The organism is Cryobacterium sp. TMT4-31 (assembly GCF_004403385.1).
GTDB classification, from domain to species: domain Bacteria; phylum Actinomycetota; class Actinomycetes; order Actinomycetales; family Microbacteriaceae; genus Cryobacterium; species Cryobacterium zongtaii.
Map to the genome: position 1 here is coordinate 1 of NZ_SOGI01000044.1, position 16600 is coordinate 16600.

A 16600-nucleotide genomic window follows, 5' to 3' on the forward strand; every position below is an offset into this window, starting at 1 on the left:
AACGGCTCGACGCAGCCACCCCGCGAGAAGCCCTGCATCAGCTACTCTCAGACCAAGAAAACAGCGGTGTTGCATCGACCAGTTGAATCCACCCCCGGTGCGCCGGGCGCAATTGTCCGATTCGGCAACAGTCAGCGGGTGGCTCCCGATTCAGGCTGCCGGACGCGCCTCGGCGGCCGCCTTGGCCGCGGCCGGCAGTGCCTCGAGAATCTTGCCGATCGAGTCGCCGTCGTGCGCGGCGGAGACGAACCAGGCCTCGAACACCGACGGCGGCAGGGAGATGCCGCTTTCGAGCATGGAGTGGAAGAACGGCCCGTACCGGTAGGTTTCCTGGCGCTGCACCTCGGCGTAGCTGCGCGGCGGCGTGATCGCGGCTTCCTGACCGAAGACGAAGCTGAACAGGTTACCCGCGTGCTGAACGCTGTGCGCGACTCCCTCGGCGAAGAGCGCACCGGAGACGGCCTCGGAGAGCAGCTGGGCGGTCTCGTTCAGGCGCTCGTACACGTGGCCGTCGGCCGCGGTGAGGGTGGCGATGCCGGCGGCCACGGCCACCGGGTTGCCCGAGAGCGTTCCGGCCTGGTAGACCGGCCCGGCCGGGGCGAGGAAGTCCATCACGTCGGCCCGGCCACCGAGCGCGGCGACCGGCAGGCCGCCGCCGATGACCTTGCCGTAGGTGAACAGGTCCGGCGTGTAGCTCTCGCCGTCCTCGGCCTGCAACGCCCAGTAGCCGCCCGGGTGCACCCTGAAGCCGGTGAGGACCTCGTCGACGATGAGCAGCGCGCCGTATTCGTGGGCGAGGTCGCAGAGGGCCGCGTTGAAGCCGGCATCCGGGGCGACGACGCCCATGTTCGCGGCGGCGGCCTCGGTGATCACCGCGGCGATCTGACCGGGGTACGCCTCGAACGCGGCGCGCACGGCGCCCAGGTCGTTGTACGGCAGCACCAGGGTCTGCGCCGCGGTGGCCGCGGTGACGCCGGCCGAGCCGGGCAGCGCGAGGGTGGCCAGGCCGGAGCCGGCCTCGGCCAGCAGACCGTCGGAGTGGCCGTGGTAGTGGCCGGCGAACTTGATCAGCAGGTCACGCTGGGTGAAGCCGCGGGCCAGGCGGATGGCCGTCATGGTGGCCTCGGTTCCGGTGGAGACCAGGCGCAGCTTCTCGATCGCGCCGACCCGGCTCTTGATCAGCTCGGCCAGCACGGTCTCGCCAGGGGTGGAGGCCCCGAAGGAGAGCCCGAGTGCGGCGGCCTCCTGCACGGCGCCGACGACGGCGGGATGCGCGTGGCCGAGGATCGCCGGACCCCAGGAGCTGACCAGGTCGACATACTCCCGGCCGTCGGAGTCGGTGACGTAGGCGCCGGCCGCCTTCACCAGGAACAGCGGGGTGCCGCCGACCGAGCGGAAGGCGCGCACCGGCGAGTTGACACCGCCCGGGATGGAGAGCTGTGCGCGGGCGAAGAGTTCGTCGTTGTGGGTGGTGTGCGTCATCGGGCATCCGTTTCGGTGAGCCAGGCGGCGAGTTCGACTGCCCAGTAGGTGAGAATGGCGTCGGCGCCGGCCCGGCGGATGCTGAGCACCGACTCCTCGATGGCACGGCGGCGGTCGATCCAACCCTGCGCGGCGGCGGCCTCGATCATGGCGTATTCGCCGGAGACCTGGTACGCCCAGACCGGGACCTCGCTCATCGCGGCGACCTCGGCGAGCACGTCGAGGTAGCTGCCTGCTGGCTTGACCATGACGACGTCGGCACCCTCATCGATGTCGATGCGGGCCTCGCGCACGCCCTCGCGGCGGTTGGCGGGGTCGAGCTGATAGGTCCGGCGGTCGCCGACGAGGGTGGACTGCACGGCCTCGCGGAACGGGCCGTAGTAGGCGGAGGCGTACTTGGCCGAGTAGGCCAGCACGGCGGTGTCGGCGTAGCCGGCGGCGTCGAGGGTGGCGCGCACGGAGGCAACCTGGCCGTCCATCATGCCGGACAGGCCCAGCAGCGCCGAGCCGGCCTCGGCCTGCGCCAGCGCCATGTCGTTGTAGCGCAGCAGCGTGGCGTCGTTGTCGACGGAACCGTCGGCGGCGAGCACACCGCAGTGGCCGTGGTCGGTGAATTCGTCCAGGCACAGGTCGGTCTGCACCACCAGGGCATCGCCCACCTCGGCGACCACGGCGCGGGTGGCGACGTTGAGGATGCCGTCTGGATCGGTGGCGCCGGTGCCGGTGGAATCGCGCACGGCGGGGACGCCGAAGAGCATCACTCCCCCGATGCCGGCCGCGGCGGCCTCGGCCACGGCGCGGCGGGCGCCGTCGACGCTGTGCTGCACGATGCCCGGCATCGACGAGATCGGGGTGGACTCGTTGCCCTCACGCACGAAGAGCGGCAGAACGAGCTCGGCGGGGTGGACACGGGTTTCGCTGGCCAGGCGGCGGAGTGCGGGGGTGCTGCGCAGTCGTCGCGGGCGGATGACGGGGTTTATCACCCGACCAGCCTAGGCCTCCAGCCTGAGTGCGCGGGCCTGGGGAGGGCGGGCCAGGGAGTGTGGCCAAGGGGCGTGGCCAGCAGGGTGCGGAAACGGCGCGGCCCGATCCGTGAGGAATCGAGCCGCGCCGTGGGCCGAGCGGGGTGCGCGCTTAGACGCGCGGGGTGGTGACGAGCTCGGGCTCATCCGCCGGGTGCACCGGGTGCGTGCGCTCGAGCGATGCGCCTTCCACGTCGACGTTGGGCAGGATGCGGTCCAGCCACTTCGGCAGCCACCAGGCCGCGTCACCCAGCAGGTGCATCACGGCCGGGATGATGAGCAACCGCACCACGAAGGCGTCCAGGAGCACGCCGATGGCGAGCCCGAAGCCGATCGACTGGATCATCACCGAGTTCGAGAACACGAAACCGGAGAAGACCGAGGCCATGATCAGCGCCGCGGCGATGACCACCGTGCGGCCGGCGTGGAAACCGCGCTGCACGGCCATCCGGGCCGGTGCGCCGTGGGCGTACGCTTCACGCATGCCGCTGACCAGGAACAGCTGGTAGTCCATCGCCAGGCCGAACAGCACGCCGACAACCAGGATGGGCAGGAAGCTCAGGATGGGCCCCGGGTCATGGATGCCGAACAGCGCTCCGAGCCAGCCCCACTGGAAGACCGCCGTGATCGCGCCGAACGAGGCGAACAACGACAATACGAAGCCGAGGGTCGCGGTGATCGGCACCAGGATCGAGCGGAACACGAAGATCAGGATGATCAACGAGAGTCCGACGACCACGAGCAGGTACAGCGGCAGAGCGTCGGCGAGTTTCTCGCTGACGTCGATGTTGCCGGATGCGTTGCCGGCGACGCCGAGGGAACTGACCCCGTCGATGTCGAGGCCTCGCAGGTCGCGCACCAGCTGCTCGGTGGACTCGCTGTTCGGCCCATCCGCGGGGATGACCTGGAAGGCGAGCAGCAGGTCGTCGTCCGACGCACCGATCGGTGCGACCGCGACGACGTCGTTCTCCGCCTTCAGCGCGGTTCCGATGCGCACCTGTTCGGCGATGAGCTCGTCGTCGGTGATGGCCGTCTCGAGGTCGGCGACCACGAGCAGCGGGCCGTTGACGCCGGCGCCGAACTTGTCGTCGACGAGCTTGTAGGCCCGGTACGCACTCGAGTCCAGCGGCTCGGACGAGCCGGCGGGGAGCCCCAGGCGCATGGACAGCGCGGGGATTGCCACGATCAGCAGCACGGCGATGCCCGCGATCACGGTCACGACGGCGCGCAGGGTGTTCATCGGCTTGATCGGCGCCGAGACCTTGGCGGAGGGGGTGCCGATGTGCGCGCGTGCCTTCTTGGTGAGGATCTTCTCGCCGACCAGGCCCAGCAGCGCCGGCGTCAGGGTGATCGCGACGAGGATCGCCACGAAGACACAGACGGCGCCGACGGTGCCCATCAGGCCCAGGAACGGGATGCCGGTGAGGTTGAGGGCGAGCAGGGCGATGAGCACGGTGGCGCCGGCGAACACCACGGCGTTGCCGGAGGTGCCGTTCGCCAGTCCGATCGACTCCTGCAGCTCTACCCCTCTGCGCAACTGGGTGCGATGCCGGTTGAGGATGAAGAGCGAGTAGTCGATGCCGACCGCGAGCCCGAGCATGACGCCCAGGACCGGGGTGACGGAGAGCATCTCGACGCTGCCGGACAGGGCGAGCGACGCGAGCACGCCGACACCGACGCCGATGAGCGCGTTCACCAGCGGAAGACCCGCACCGATCAGTGTGCCGAGCATGACGAACAGCACGACGGCCGCGATGATCACGCCGCCGATCTCGCCCGGGCCGAGGATCTCGGGAATGCTGGCGGCGATCTCGTTGGACACCTCGGCGACGACGCCGTCGATCTGGGCGTTCTCCATCTCTTCGACAACCGCCTCCTTCGACTCGGCCGGAACCTGGTTGAGCGACGTGTCGAACTGCAGGCTCGCGACCGCGGTCGTCTCATCGTCCGATACCTGGCGGATGCCCGCGGCCAGGTCGAGCAGGTCGGAGCCCTGTTCCAGGGTGGTGCTCTGCGTCTCCAGGGCGGTGCGGCCCGCATCGAGAGTGGCCTGCTGCTCGGCGATGGCTGCAGCGCCCGCGTCAAGCTGGGCCTGCTGCTCATCCAGCGCCGGCTGGGCGGCGGCGAGTTGTCCGGCCGCCTCCGCCTGGCTGCGGGCGACGTCGAGCTGTGCCTGACCGGCAGCGAGCTGGGAGGTGGCCGCGTCGATCTGCGCCTGCCCGGCATCGATCTGGGTCGTTCCGTCGACGATCTGCTGGCGGCCGTCGATGATCTGCTGCGCCTGGCCGTCGATCTGCGCCTGCGTGTCGAAGGGGTTGGTACTCGACGTCACGTTGTCGAGCTCGACGGTGTCGGCGAGCAGCTCGCCGATCGCCGTTTTCTGCTCGGCCGTGAACGCCGTGTCGTCGGTGGTGGTGAAGACGACGGAGCCCCGACCACCGCTGGCGGCGGGGAACTTCTCGGCGAGCTCGTCGCTCACCTTCTGGGTGGCGGTGCCGGGGATGCTCACCGCCGAGGTGAGAGTGCCACCGAAGAGGGCGAAGGCGCCGCCGGCGAGGCCGAGAATGACCACCCACGCGACGATGACCAGCCAGGCCCGATGGGCGGAGAACCGACCGAGTCGGTAGAGAAGGGATGCCATAATCCTCAGGTTCTTTCGTGTTTGCCTAGTGACGGGAGGGGAACTCGCATCGCGTCATCGGGAAGAGAGTGGGTACAGAAGTTCGAGGAGGGTGTGGGTCAGCTGGACGCCGAGTAGCCCATTCGGATGGTGGCGATGAGGCGGTTGAGCAGGTCGTCCCACACCGTCCGGGAGGACTCGTCGAGCGTGGCGCCCGTCGTGGCGATCCAGTGCACCGACACGACCGCGACGCCGTTCATCACCGTGCTGACCAGGATCGCCACCTCGAACGCGTCGATGGCGGTGCTGCGATCGGCGATCTCGGCGGAGAGCTGCTCGGTGGCGCGGGTGAAGACGTCGGTGAGAGCGTGCTGGGAGCGGCCGTTCTCGCCATCCGCGGCGAGGACGCCCCAGAGGTAGGCGACCACGGTGGGCAGGTCGACGGCACGAAGGGCCGTGGTGATCTCGTCGAAGAGAGCCACCCGACTGCCATCGCCCGCGGGCGTCGCCCGCGTTGCCGCCCGGAAGTCGTCGACGGTGACGCCGAGCAACCGGGTGCAGGTCGTCATGATCACGTCGTCGAGCGAGGTGAAGTGATTGAATACCGTGCGCCGGGAGACGTCGGCACGGTCGGCGAGTTCGTTGACACTGAATTGAGGCTTGCCCCGTTCGCGGATCAGCGCGTCGGCGGCATCCAGGATCGCCCGACGATGCCGTGCCTTGATGTCGGCCCGCCGATCGGGGGCGATGAGGGGCGGAATCACATACTTACACTAAGTGCAACGACGCACAACGTGCAATGCACTCCCAGCTGTTCTACAGGTCCCGGGGAGCGAGACCCACGAGAGCCTCGATGAGGGACTCGGCGCTGCGCTCGTCGGCGATCACGTCCACGCGCAGACCGATGGCCGCCGCATCCTTCGCCGTGCGCGGGCCGATACAGGCGACCAGGGTGGTCCGGGGAATCGGGCCGAGCTGATCCTGCACCTGCTGCGCGACGCTCCCGCTGGTGACCAGGACCGCGTGCACCCGTCCTGCCTTGATGTCGGCGACGACCCGGTCGGAGACCGGCACCCCGACGGTGCGGTAGGCCACGACGGACTCGACGTCGTGACCGATGCGGCGCAGGCCCTCGGTGAGCAGCGGTTTGGCGATCTCGGACCGCAGGGTGAGGATGCGAAGCGGGATGACGCCGTGGGTGGCGGCTTCCCAGTCGGCGAGCAGGCCCTTGGCCGAGTTGTCCTCGGACGGGACGATGTCGACGTGATAGCCCGCGGCCACGAGCGCGGCGGCGGTGGTCTCGCCGACCGCGGCGATGCGGGTGCCCGGCGCCACGACGGCCCGGTGGGAGGAGAGCACATCGACGGTGGTGGCGCTGGTGACGGTCATCCAGTCGAAGTCGCCGGCGGCGAGTTTGGCCAGGGCCGTGTCGAGGGACGCGGCGTCGTCGGTGGGCGCGAAGTTGATCATCGGAGCGACGATCGGCATGGCGCCGCGCGAGCGCAGGTTCGCGGCCACCTGGTCACCCCAGGGCCCGCCGCGGGGCACGAGGACCCGCCAGCCGGCCAACGGCTTGTCCGGATTGTGCCGCACGGCGCTCACAGGGTCACCGACAGCGGGGCGATCTCGGCGGCCCCGCCGGCCAGAAGCTCTCGGGCGGCGCGCTCGGCGACGTCGAGAGCGGCATCCTGCAGGTCGACAGCGGAGTGCGACTCGGGGGTCGCCGCGTGCGATGCGGTGATCCGGCGGGTGCCGTCCGGGCTGTACACGGTGGCGGTGAGGAACAGCAGGCCGTCGTCGAGCACAGCGGTGGCCCCGATCGGGGCCGCGCAGCCGGCCTCGAGTCGGGCGAGCACGTGGCGCTCGGCCGTCACTGTGGCCTGGGTGGTGGCGTGGTTGAGCACGGCGAGGGCCTTGGTGAGCAGGCGGTCCGGCTTACCCTGGCGCACCTCGATGGCCAGGGCGCCCTGCCCCGGCGCGGTGGGCCAGTCGGAGAGTTCCAGGTAGTCGGTGGCCATGTTCTCCAGCAGGCCCAGGCGGCCCAAGCCCGCCGCGGCGAGCACTACGGCGTGCAGCTTCTCGTCGGCGACGAGCGCGAGCCGGGTGCCGACGTTGCCGCGGATGTCGACGACCTCCAGGTCGGGACGCTGGGCGCGCAGCTGCGCCGCGCGGCGGGGAGACCCGGTACCGACCGTGGCGCCCTCGGGCAGGGTGGCCAGGGTGTAGCCCTCCCTGGCGCAGAGTACGTCCCTGGCATCGGCGCGCTTGGGCGTGGCGCCGATGACGAGGCCCGGGTACTCCTCGGTGGGCAGGTCCTTGAACGAATGCACGACAACGTCGCACTCGTCGTTCAGCAGGGCCTCGCGCAGGGCACTGGCGAAGACGCCGGTGCCGCCCAGGCTGGAGAGGGATTCACGGGACACGTCGCCGTGCGTGGTGATCGGGATGATCTCCACCTCGCCACCGGTCGCGGCCTGGATGCGGTTGGCGACGGCCGTGGTCTGGGCCATGGCCAGGGCGCTGCCCCGGGTGCCGACGCGGATGGTGCTCACGGCGCTACACCGGCGACGGCCGGCTTGAAACCGAGGCGCACGTTCTCGCAGCAGCCCGGCCGGCAGATGTCGTACCAGGGGCCGAGGTCGGTCAGGGCTGGACGGCCCTCAACGGGCACGTCGTTGAGACGTTCCTCGACGAGGTCGATCAAGCCGCTCACGTAGACCGGGTCAGCGCCGGGGGTGGGCACCCGCACCGAGAACAGGCCGTGTTCCTTCGCCGTTTCGGTGGCCTCGTTGTCGAGGTCCCACATGACCTCCATGTGGTCGCTGACGAAGCCGAGTGGCACGATGACGACGGCGCGGATGCCGCGCGCCGGCAGCAGCGCGATGGCGTCGTTGATGTCGGGCTCGAGCCACGGCATGCTGGGCGGGCCGCTGCGGGACTGGTAGACCAGCTGCCACGGGGACTCGAGGCCCTGCATGACCACGTCGGCGACGGCCAGGTGCTGGGCGGCGTATGCGCCACCCTCCCCGAAGCCGCGCTCGGCGGGCCCGCTCTTGGCGGCATCCGTGGACGGGATCGAGTGGGTGCTGAACAGCACCTCGACCTCGGTGCTGAGGTTGATGCCGGGGTTCGCGGCTTCGACGTCAGCCAGGCCCTGGCGCACACCGGTGATGAACGGGGTGACGAAGCCGGGGTGGTCGAAGAACTGGCGGATCTTGTCGATCTGCACGGTGCCGGTCAGTCCGGTGGTGTCCAGCGCCTGGGCGAAGTCCTCCCGGTACTGGCGGCAGCCGGAGTAGGAGCTGTACGCGCTGGTGGCGATGGCGAGCAGGCGGTCCTGGCCGTTGGCGTGCGCCTCGGCGATGGTGTCCGGCAGGTAGGGCGCCCAGTTGCGGTTGCCCCAGATCACCGGCAGGTTGATGCCGCGACGGTCCAGTTCGGCCTGCAGGGCGGCGCGCAGCACGCGGTTCTGCTGGTTGATCGGGCTGATGCCGCCGAAGTGGCGGTAGTGCACCGCGACCTCTTCGAGGCGTTCCTCCGGGATGCCGCGGCCACGGGTGACGTTGCGCAGGAACGGGATCACGTCGTCCTGGCCCTCTGGTCCGCCGAAGCCGGCGAGCAGGATGGCGTCGTAGTTCGTCATTACTGCAGGACCTCCACAAGCTCGGCGGTCGAGATGCGCCGTCCGGTGTAGAACGGCACCTCCTCGCGCACATGACGACGGGCCTCCGTGGCGCGGAGCTCCCGCATCAGGTCGACAAGCTCGGTGAGCTCGTCGGACTCGATCGGCAGCAGCCACTCGTAGTCGCCCAGCGCGAACGACGACACTGTGTTGGCGATGGCGCCGCGGAACGCGGCACCCTTGCGGCCGTGGTCAGCGAGCATCTTGCTGCGCTCGGCCTCGGGCAGCAGATACCACTCGAAGCTGCGCACGAAGGGGTAGACGGTGAGCCAGGCCTTGGGCTCGACGCCGCGCAGGAAGCCGGGCACGTGGCTCTTGTTGAACTCGGCGTCGCGGTGCACACCCATGGCGTTCCAGGTGGGCAGCAGGCTCTTGAGCAGGCGGCTGCGGCGCAGCTCCCGGTTGGCCCACTGCAAGGTCTGAGCCTCATCAGCATGGGTCCAGAGCATCGCGTCGGCATCGGCGCGGAGGCCGGAGACGTCGTAGATCCCGCGCAGGGTCACGCCCTCGGCCTCGACCAGGGCGATGATGTCGTCGAGTTCGTCGACGAACCGCGGCACGTCGCGACCGTCGAGGTCGTCGGGGTTGGCCGGGTCCTTGCGCAGCACCGTGAAGAGGGTGAATCCGGAGGGCGAGGCCTCGGTGGGTTCAGCCTCTGATGAGGTGTGTGTAGCGGGGGTGGGCGTGGTCATGTCTACTGCCTCTCCGGCAGCCGGGTGAGTCATGTGTACTAGTCTCCACCGCTTTGCCCGGAGAGCCAAAAGTAGACCCGCCCACCCGCGCGCTCAGCGGCGCTCGAGGACCGTTTTCACGCCCCACCACACGATTGTTCCGGCTGCCGCGGCAGCACCCAGGGCGACGCCGGCCAGGGCGAGAGGGTTGTCATCGCCGAGCCTGTGCAACCCGAGGGTGAAGCGCCGGGTATTGATCTTGATCTGCTTGGGCACATTGAGCTTGTACTCGATGGCGTCCAGCGTGCCGGCGAGCGCGGCACGCGCCCGGTCGGCTTCGGAGCGCAACTCGGCGGTGCTTCGGTGTTCCGGCGTGGTCTCCGGGCTCTTGTCAGTGCTCATACTCGCCAACTCCCTTGAATGCGTCGACGTCCTTCTGGATGCTCGCGGTCACGCCATCCGGGTCGTGGCGGGTGCCCTTTTTGACCCGGTTGAGCCCGATCAGGGCCAGGATCACCGCGATCAGGAGCAGCGCGACGGCCACGATGAGGGCGGCCAGCCAAAGCGGCAGCACGAGGTCGAGAGCGATCACGGCCAGGGCGATGAACACGATGATCGCGAAGAAGCCGAACACCGCGGCACCGATGAACAGGCCCAGGCCGATGCCGACGTTCTTGGCCTTGCCGGAGATGTCGGCCTTGAAGGCGTCGATCTCGGCTTTGACCAGATCCACGATCTGACCGGGAAGCTCGCTGAGGAGCGTGAACAGTGACTGCTTGCTCTTGGGGTTGTACCCGCTGTTGCTCACTGGCATCCTTCCTTGGACTGTCGTCTGTGAGATTACTGCGCGGCCGAGGTGTCGTCGGCGGCCTTCGCGGAATCAGCCGCGGAGGTGGCAGAATCCGCCGCCGCCTTGGCCGATTTCGTGGCGGATGCGGCGGCCTTCGTGGCCGCGGTGGCGGCGCCGGACATGCCGGTGGCCGGGGCGCCCTTGATCTTGTCGGTCTTGTTCGACACTGCAGAAGCGACCTTCTTGCCCGCTTCGTAGAGTGCGCCGGGAACGTCGCCGACACGCTCGAGGGCGAAGTCCTTGACCTCGTTCACGCGCCTCTGCACGGGCGGCCGGTTCCACAGGTCCGAGGCGGCCGACGCGATCTGGTCGTAGCGCTGACGTCCGGCGCGTGCACCCAGCACATAGCCCACGAGGCCACCCGTGATGAAAAGAAGCTTTCCCCGCATTGTGACTCCATTCCTATACGTTCATGAGTTGCCAGCGTAGCCCCCCAGCCCGGGGAGGCACATGTGTACGGCACCTAAAAGACTCCTGATCAGAGGTCTAGCACTGCCCGCCTGACCCGGATACCCGCCGCGAGGGCGTCGGGTATCACCGAGGCCAGGCCGGTGCCGGAGAGCCAGCCACCGGTCACGTCGAGGCCGGGCGTGGTCTCGACGACCTCCCGCACCCGGCGGATGCGTTCGGGCGCGCCGATCGTGGCCGGCGAGAGGCCGTCGGCCCACAGCGTGCGGGCGAAACCGGCCACCTGACTGTTGGCGAGGTCCACCCCGAGGATCGCGGCGGCGTCCTGCACGGCGAGCTGCTGCAGCTGGTCGTCGCTGAGGCCGAGGGTCGGCACCGGGGCGCCGGCGCGTCCGTAGGAGAGCCGCACGATGTGCCGGCCGGGCGGCGTGAGGGCATCCACCCAGGCCCACTTGGCGGTGACGTGGGTGATCGCCTTGGCGGTGACGCCAGGGGTCCCCTCCGCCACGAGCGCGCCGGTGCCGCGCGGATGCGCGTCCAGCACCGGGGCGTCGAGCACCAGTGTGGCGAGCTCCACGGCGGCCGGTTCCGGCCAGTCCAGGGCGGCGAGAGCGGCGAATTCGGCGCCAAGCGGGGCCAGCAGGGCCAGGGCGGCTGCCGCCGGCACGGCGAGGATGACCTGCCGGGCTTCGAGGGTGCCCGGCTCGGCGTCGGCCGCGGCCTCGGCATCCGCCGTCGGGGCAAGCCGGACGGCCCACGTGCGGGTGGTCGTCACGGTGCCGTCGGCGCCGGTTTCTGCGGTGTCAACGGGCGTGAGGCCGGTCGCGGCGGTGCTCGTGCGGATCTCGACGTCGTAGGTGTCGAGATCGGTGACGAGGGCGGCGACGAGGCGGTGCATGCCGCCGTTCAGCCCGCGGACGGCGGAACCGGCCGGTGCGGCGGTGCGGAGAGCCGTGACGGCGCCGGAGAGCGACCCGGCCGTGGTGAGGGCGCGGTTGAGGCCAGGGGCCACGACGTCGACCTCGAGGTCGGCGGCCGCGGTGGCGTAGACGCCGCCGGCGACCGGGTTGACCAGGCGTTCGAGCACCTTGGTGCCCATCCGTTTGCCGACGAGCTCACCGAGGCTCTGCTCACGGCCGATCTTGAGCACCGGCATCAGCCTGTCGGCGTAGGCGCGCAGGGCGCCGGACCAGCCGATCGCGCGGCGCACGTCCTCGGCTAGCGGTGAGCCCGGAATGCCGAGCACGCCGGCCTTGGGCAGCGGCACCGACATCGGGGCTCCGCCGGGCCGGTGCGGCGGCAGGTGCAGCCAGGCCCCGGCCGGGTTCGGTTCGATGATCTCGGCGGTGAGGCCGAGGTCGGCGATGAAGGCCGCCACGGTGTTGCCGCGCACGGCGAAGCTCTCCGCACCGGCATCGAGCCGGAGGCCGGCGACCTCGTGGCCGGCCACGGCTCCGCCCGGCGCGTCTGCGGTCTCCAGCACGACAACGCTGAGCCCGAGGTGGGCGCACTCGCGGGCGGCCACCAGACCGGCGACACCTCCGCCGATGACCAGAACGTCCTTCATGACCTTGCTTTCCGCCGGCGGCTACCGCCGGCACGTGCTCGAGTGAGCGGTGTTCTAGGACGCGCTGGAGGTACTCGACGTCGTGCTGTGCACGAACTCCACGAGCCGGGTGAGCACGTCGGGGTTCGTCTCCGGCGGCACACCGTGGCCCAGGTTGAGCACGTGGGACGGCGCCGTGCGGCCGCGCTCGAGCACGTCGAGAACGTGTGCTTCCAGCACCGGCCAGGGCGCGTTCAGCAGGGCGGGGTCGATGTTGCCCTGCACCGGCACGACACCGCCGAGGCGCCGGCTGGCCTCATCCAGCGGCACCCTGTAGTCCACCCCGACGACGTCGGCGCCGATGCCGTGCATGGCCTTGAGCAATTCGCCGGTGCCGACGCCGAAGTGCACGACGGGTACGTTGCGCCGGATCGACTCCGGATCGGCGGCCGCGTCGGCGGCGGGTTCCGTGTAGGTGAGGTCGCGCACGTGCGCGATCGCGGCGGTGGACGCCGGGGCGACGAAGCGGGTGTAGTCGTTGAGCGAGAGGGCGCCGGCCCAGGAGTCGAACAGCTGCGCAGCGCTGGCGCCGGCGAGCACCTGGGCGCGGAGGAACCGGCCGGTGACCTCGGCGGTCCAGGCCATCAGCCGGGCCCACGCGTCCGGATCCGAGTGCATGAGCGTGCGGGCGTGGATGTGGTCCTTGGACGGTCCACCCTCGACGATGTACGCGGCGAGGGTGAACGGCGCCCCGGCGAAACCGATCAGCGGGGTCGAGCCCAGCGCAGCGACGGTGAGCGCGACGGCCTCCCTGATCGGGGCCAATGCCGTGTCGAGCACGGCGGGGTCGAGCGCGGTGAGACTGTCGACATCCGCCGCGGTGCGCACGGCCTTGGCGAGCACCGGGCCCTTGCCGGCCACGATCTCCACGTCCACGCCCACGAGCTTGAGGGGCACCACGATGTCGCTGAACAGGATGCCCGCGTCGACACCGTGCCGGCGGATCGGCTGCAGGGTGATCTCGCTGGCCATGGCGGGGTCCAGGCAGGCGTCGAGCATCCGGGTGCCCACCCGCAGCTCGCGGTACTCGGGCAGCGAGCGGCCGGCCTGGCGCATGAACCAGACCGGAGTCACGTCCGGACGGGTGCCCTGGTATGCCCGCACGAGCCGGGAGTCTGCGGTGAGGCCGGAAGAAAGTGGGTGTGTCGTCGCGAGGTTCATCACTCTCGATTGTCCTCTACATCGGCCGGGGGAACGATTCGAGGTGTTGTTGCACACACCGTAGAATCAAGCGGTGTTGATTTGTTTGTCCGCGAACCACAAGAACTCCAGCTTTGACGTGCTCGAAAAGCTGTCTGTGGGCGCCGACTCGGCAGCGGGCGGGATGCTCACGGGGCACGATGCCCTCAGCGGGGCCGTGGTCGTGGCCACCTGCAACCGCTTCGAGGCCTACCTCGACCTCGACGAACCGTTCGGGGTCTCCCCGCTTCCCGCGGTCTACGCCGCGATCGACGCCGTGAGCGAGAGCACCGGCGTGAGCGCCGCGCTGCTGCGCGACACCCTTGACCTTGTGCACGGCAACGGCGTGGCCGAGCATCTCTTCGCCGTGACCAGCGGACTCGAGTCCGTGGTCGTCGGCGAGGGCGAGATCGCCGGCCAGGTGCGGCGCTCCCTCGAGGAGGCCCGCGCCGCCGGCACCACCAGCCCCGAGCTGGAGCGCCTGTTCCAGCGCGCCTCGCAGACCTCCCGCGGCGTGAAGAACCACACCGGCATCGGCGCCGCCGGCCGCTCCCTGGTGCGTCTGGCGCTTGAACTGGCCGAGAGCCGGGTCACCGACTGGGCACACACCCGGGTGCTGCTCGTGGGCACCGGCCGGTACGCCGGCGCCTCGCTGGCGGCCCTCCGTGAACTCGGCGTCACCGACGTGCGGGTCTACTCGTCGTCGGGCCGGGCCGAGAAGTTCGCCGTGGCCCACGACATCTCGGCCGTGTCGACGGATGCCGATTCCCTGGCCGCCGAGACCGCCCTGGCCGACCTGATCCTCACCTGCACCACCGTCGATCACCACGTCATCGATGCGGGCATCCTCACCGCCGGCCGGGCGCTCCTCGCCGCGACGCACGCCGGTGTCGGTGCGCCGGTTGCCGAGGCCGGTCCCGTGCGCTCCTGTCCCGTCGGTTCCGAGGCCGAGGCGGCCCGCCAGCTGGTCATCGACCTCGGCCTGCCGCGAAACGTCGACCCCGACGTCAGCGACGTGCCCGGGGTGGAGCTGCTCGACCTCGAGACCATCCGCATCCACGCCCCGCTCGAACAGCTCAACGCCACCAGCGAGGCGCGAGAGCTGGTGGGCCGCGCCGCCAGGAAGTTCTCGGCCGTGGCCGAGGAGCAGAGCCTGGCGCCCGCCGTCGTGGCGCTGCGTTCGCACGTCTTCGACATCCTCGACGGGGAGATCGAGCGGGCCAGGCGGCGCGGTGACACCAGCGAGCAGACCGAATCCGCCCTGCGGCACCTCGCCGGGGTGTTGTTGCACACGCCCATGGTGCGTTCCCGCGAGCTGGCCCGCGCCGGCGATCAGGAAGCGTTCCTCGGCGGGCTCGACGCCCTGTTCGGCATCGAGGTGACCCTGCCGGAGACCGCGGCGGCGCCCGTCGGGCTGCCCGGCGCGGCCGGCGTCTCCGACACCGCGTCCTGACCCGGCCGTCACGGTAGCCCGGAGGCGCAGCATCCGGAGTTATGCGGGTGCGGCGCCGCTCTGCGGGTGGCGTGCCACGCGCACAGCGGCGCCCGACCCGCGAAACGCTCAAGCGGGTCAGGCGCCGGATGGGGCGGGTTACGCTCCGCGCAGGCGCACGGCCAGGTAGGCATCGAGCTCGGCCAGGGGCACCCGCTCCTGCGCCATGGTGTCGCGGTCACGCACGGTGACGGCCTGGTCCTCGAGCGAGTCGAAGTCCACCGTGATGCAGTACGGCGTGCCGATCTCGTCCTGGCGGCGGTAACGACGGCCGATGGCGCCGGCGTCGTCGAAGTCCACGTTCCACGATTCGCGCAGGCGCGCGGCCAGCGAGCGGGCCATCGGTGAGAGGGCCTCGTTGCGACTCAACGGCAGCACGGCGGCCTTGATCGGGGCCAGGCGCGGGTCGAGCTTGAGCACGGTGCGCTTGTCGACGCCGCCCTTCGCGTTGGGCACTTCTTCCTCGTGGTACGCATCCACCAGGAACGCCATCAGCGAGCGGGTCAGGCCGGCAGCGGGCTCGATCACATAGGGGACCCAGCGTTCGTTCTTGGTCTGGTCGAAGTAGGAGAGGTCCTTGCCCGACGCCTCCGAGTGCGTCTTGAGGTCGAAGTCGGTGCGGTTGGCGACACCCTCGAGTTCACCGAACTCGCTGCCGGAGAAGCCGAAGCGGTACTCGATGTCGACGGTGCGCTTGGAGTAGTGCGAGAGCTTCTCCGCGGGGTGCTCGAACAGGCGGAGGTTCTCGATGTTGATGCCCAGACCCGTGTACCAGCTCATCCGCTGGTCGATCCAGTACTGGTGCCATTCCTCGTCACTGCCGGGCTCGACGAAGAACTCCATCTCCATCTGCTCGAACTCGCGGGTGCGGAAGATGAAGTTTCCGGGGGTGATCTCGTTGCGGAAGCTCTTGCCGATCTGGCCGATGCCGAACGGGGGCTTCATGCGCGCCGCCTGGAGCACGTTGGCGAAGTTCACGAAGATGCCCTGCGCGGTCTCCGGGCGCAGATAGTGCATGCCGGCCTCGTCGTCGACCGGGCCGAGGAAGGTCTTGAGCAGGCCCGAGAATGCGCGCGGCTCGGTCCAGGTGTGCCGGTTGCCGCAGTTGGGGCAGGCGATGCCGTCGATGCCGCCCTCGGGGGCGCGGCCCTTCTTCTCCTCGAACTCCTCCACCAGGTGGTCCTCGCGGAAGCGCTTGTGGCAGCTGGTGCACTCCACCAGCGGGTCGGAGAAGACCTCGACATGGCCGGAGGCCTCCCAGACCTTGCGCGGCAGGATGACCGAGGAGTCCAGGCCCACGACGTCGTCGCGGCTGGTGACCATGAACCGCCACCACTGCTTCTTGATGTTCTCCTTCAGCTCCACACCGAGGGGCCCGTAGTCCCAGGCCGACCGGCTGCCGCCGTAGATCTCACCGGCCTGGAAGACGAAGCCGCGGTGGCGGGCGAGGGCGATGACGGAATCAAGACGGGAAAGTGCGGCCACGGTGGCTCCAATGGTCCAAAAGGATGGTCAAAATACCGGGCAGAGGCCCGGGTACGGATTCGTCCATTTTAGCGATGCGGGCACGGCCCCCGATTACGGGCGT

Annotated in this window: 15 protein-coding genes; 1 reads left to right on the forward strand and 14 read right to left on the reverse strand. The window is 69.9% G+C overall.

All coding sequences use genetic code 11. From position 1 onward, the window contains the following. Positions 1–150 precede the first annotated feature (150 nt). From hemL to hemE, 13 genes are all read right to left on the reverse strand, one after another. Positions 151–1482, reverse strand: coding sequence for a glutamate-1-semialdehyde 2,1-aminomutase (gene hemL / locus E3T19_RS10550; protein ID WP_088454869.1), 1332 nt, complete (start codon positions 1480–1482; stop codon positions 151–153). Beyond that, a complete protein-coding gene (gene hemB / locus E3T19_RS10555; protein WP_370294272.1) occupies positions 1479–2462 on the reverse strand; it encodes a porphobilinogen synthase in 984 nt (327 codons plus the stop codon). The genes hemL and hemB overlap by 4 nt, the downstream gene beginning before the upstream one ends. A 154-nt stretch (positions 2463–2616) precedes the next feature. Next, on the reverse strand, positions 2617–5145 hold the full coding sequence (locus tag E3T19_RS10560) for an MMPL family transporter (RefSeq protein ID WP_134408772.1): 2529 nt from the start codon (positions 5143–5145) through the stop codon (positions 2617–2619). 98 nt (positions 5146–5243) lie between these two features. Continuing rightward, complete coding sequence (locus E3T19_RS10565; protein WP_088454866.1) at positions 5244–5888, reverse strand: TetR/AcrR family transcriptional regulator; 645 nt, start codon at positions 5886–5888, stop codon at positions 5244–5246. A 52-nt stretch (positions 5889–5940) separates the two neighbouring features. Beyond that, the gene (locus E3T19_RS10570; protein ID WP_241980153.1) at positions 5941–6717 is read right to left on the reverse strand and encodes a uroporphyrinogen-III synthase; all 777 of its coding nucleotides are present in this window, start codon (positions 6715–6717) and stop codon (positions 5941–5943) included. A gap of 5 nt (positions 6718–6722) precedes the next feature. Beyond that, the gene (hemC, locus tag E3T19_RS10575; RefSeq protein ID WP_103479245.1) at positions 6723–7676 is read right to left on the reverse strand and encodes a hydroxymethylbilane synthase; all 954 of its coding nucleotides are present in this window, start codon (positions 7674–7676) and stop codon (positions 6723–6725) included. Then, complete coding sequence (locus tag E3T19_RS10580; RefSeq protein WP_088454863.1) at positions 7673–8767, reverse strand: ferrochelatase; 1095 nt, start codon at positions 8765–8767, stop codon at positions 7673–7675. Before E3T19_RS10580 ends, hemC begins: the two co-directional genes overlap by 4 nt. Next, positions 8767–9498, reverse strand: a complete 732-nt coding sequence (gene hemQ / locus E3T19_RS10585) for a hydrogen peroxide-dependent heme synthase (protein ID WP_088454862.1) — start codon at positions 9496–9498, stop codon at positions 8767–8769. The genes E3T19_RS10580 and hemQ overlap by 1 nt, the downstream gene beginning before the upstream one ends. A 93-nt stretch (positions 9499–9591) precedes the next feature. Beyond that, positions 9592–9879, reverse strand: coding sequence for a DUF3618 domain-containing protein (locus tag E3T19_RS10590; protein ID WP_103479244.1), 288 nt, complete (start codon positions 9877–9879; stop codon positions 9592–9594). Next, on the reverse strand, positions 9869–10285 hold the full coding sequence (locus tag E3T19_RS10595; RefSeq protein ID WP_165787928.1) for a phage holin family protein: 417 nt from the start codon (positions 10283–10285) through the stop codon (positions 9869–9871). The genes E3T19_RS10590 and E3T19_RS10595 overlap by 11 nt, the downstream gene beginning before the upstream one ends. Positions 10286–10317: 32 nt before the next feature. Next, on the reverse strand, positions 10318–10716 hold the full coding sequence (locus tag E3T19_RS10600; RefSeq protein WP_134408773.1) for a hypothetical protein: 399 nt from the start codon (positions 10714–10716) through the stop codon (positions 10318–10320). An 89-nt stretch (positions 10717–10805) separates the two neighbouring features. After that, positions 10806–12302: a protoporphyrinogen oxidase gene (gene hemG, locus E3T19_RS10605; protein WP_134408774.1), complete on the reverse strand. Its 1497-nt coding sequence runs from the start codon at positions 12300–12302 to the stop codon at positions 10806–10808. Between the two features lie 54 nt (positions 12303–12356). Further along, entirely contained in the window at positions 12357–13502 is a 1146-nt protein-coding gene (hemE, locus tag E3T19_RS10610; protein WP_103479242.1) for a uroporphyrinogen decarboxylase, read from the reverse strand. A 73-nt stretch (positions 13503–13575) separates the two neighbouring features. Between hemE and E3T19_RS10615 the strand changes: the two genes are divergently transcribed. Continuing rightward, positions 13576–14973 (forward strand): glutamyl-tRNA reductase, encoded by a 1398-nt coding sequence (locus E3T19_RS10615; RefSeq protein ID WP_103479241.1) that lies wholly within the window; start codon positions 13576–13578, stop codon positions 14971–14973. A gap of 138 nt (positions 14974–15111) precedes the next feature. Here the strand turns inward: E3T19_RS10615 and E3T19_RS10620 are convergent, their stop codons facing one another. Beyond that, complete coding sequence (locus E3T19_RS10620; protein ID WP_088454855.1) at positions 15112–16497, reverse strand: glycine--tRNA ligase; 1386 nt, start codon at positions 16495–16497, stop codon at positions 15112–15114. Between the last annotated feature and the right edge of the window lie 103 nt (positions 16498–16600).

Excerpts from the sequence above, each read along its gene's own strand:
- hemE (WP_103479242.1), bottom strand. The coding sequence starts at position 13,502 with ATGAACCTCGCGACGACACACCCACTTTCTTCCGGCCTCACCGCAGAC.
- E3T19_RS10560 (WP_134408772.1), bottom strand. The coding sequence starts at position 5,145 with ATGGCATCCCTTCTCTACCGACTCGGTCGGTTCTCCGCCCATCGGGCC.
- E3T19_RS10590 (WP_103479244.1), bottom strand. The coding sequence starts at position 9,879 with ATGAGCACTGACAAGAGCCCGGAGACCACGCCGGAACACCGAAGCACC.
- E3T19_RS10580 (WP_088454863.1), bottom strand. The coding sequence starts at position 8,767 with ATGACGAACTACGACGCCATCCTGCTCGCCGGCTTCGGCGGACCAGAG.
- E3T19_RS10600 (WP_134408773.1), bottom strand. The coding sequence starts at position 10,716 with ATGCGGGGAAAGCTTCTTTTCATCACGGGTGGCCTCGTGGGCTATGTG.
- hemG (WP_134408774.1), bottom strand. The coding sequence starts at position 12,302 with ATGAAGGACGTTCTGGTCATCGGCGGAGGTGTCGCCGGTCTGGTGGCC.
- hemQ (WP_088454862.1), bottom strand. The coding sequence starts at position 9,498 with ATGACCACGCCCACCCCCGCTACACACACCTCATCAGAGGCTGAACCC.
- hemL (WP_088454869.1), bottom strand. The coding sequence starts at position 1,482 with ATGACGCACACCACCCACAACGACGAACTCTTCGCCCGCGCACAGCTC.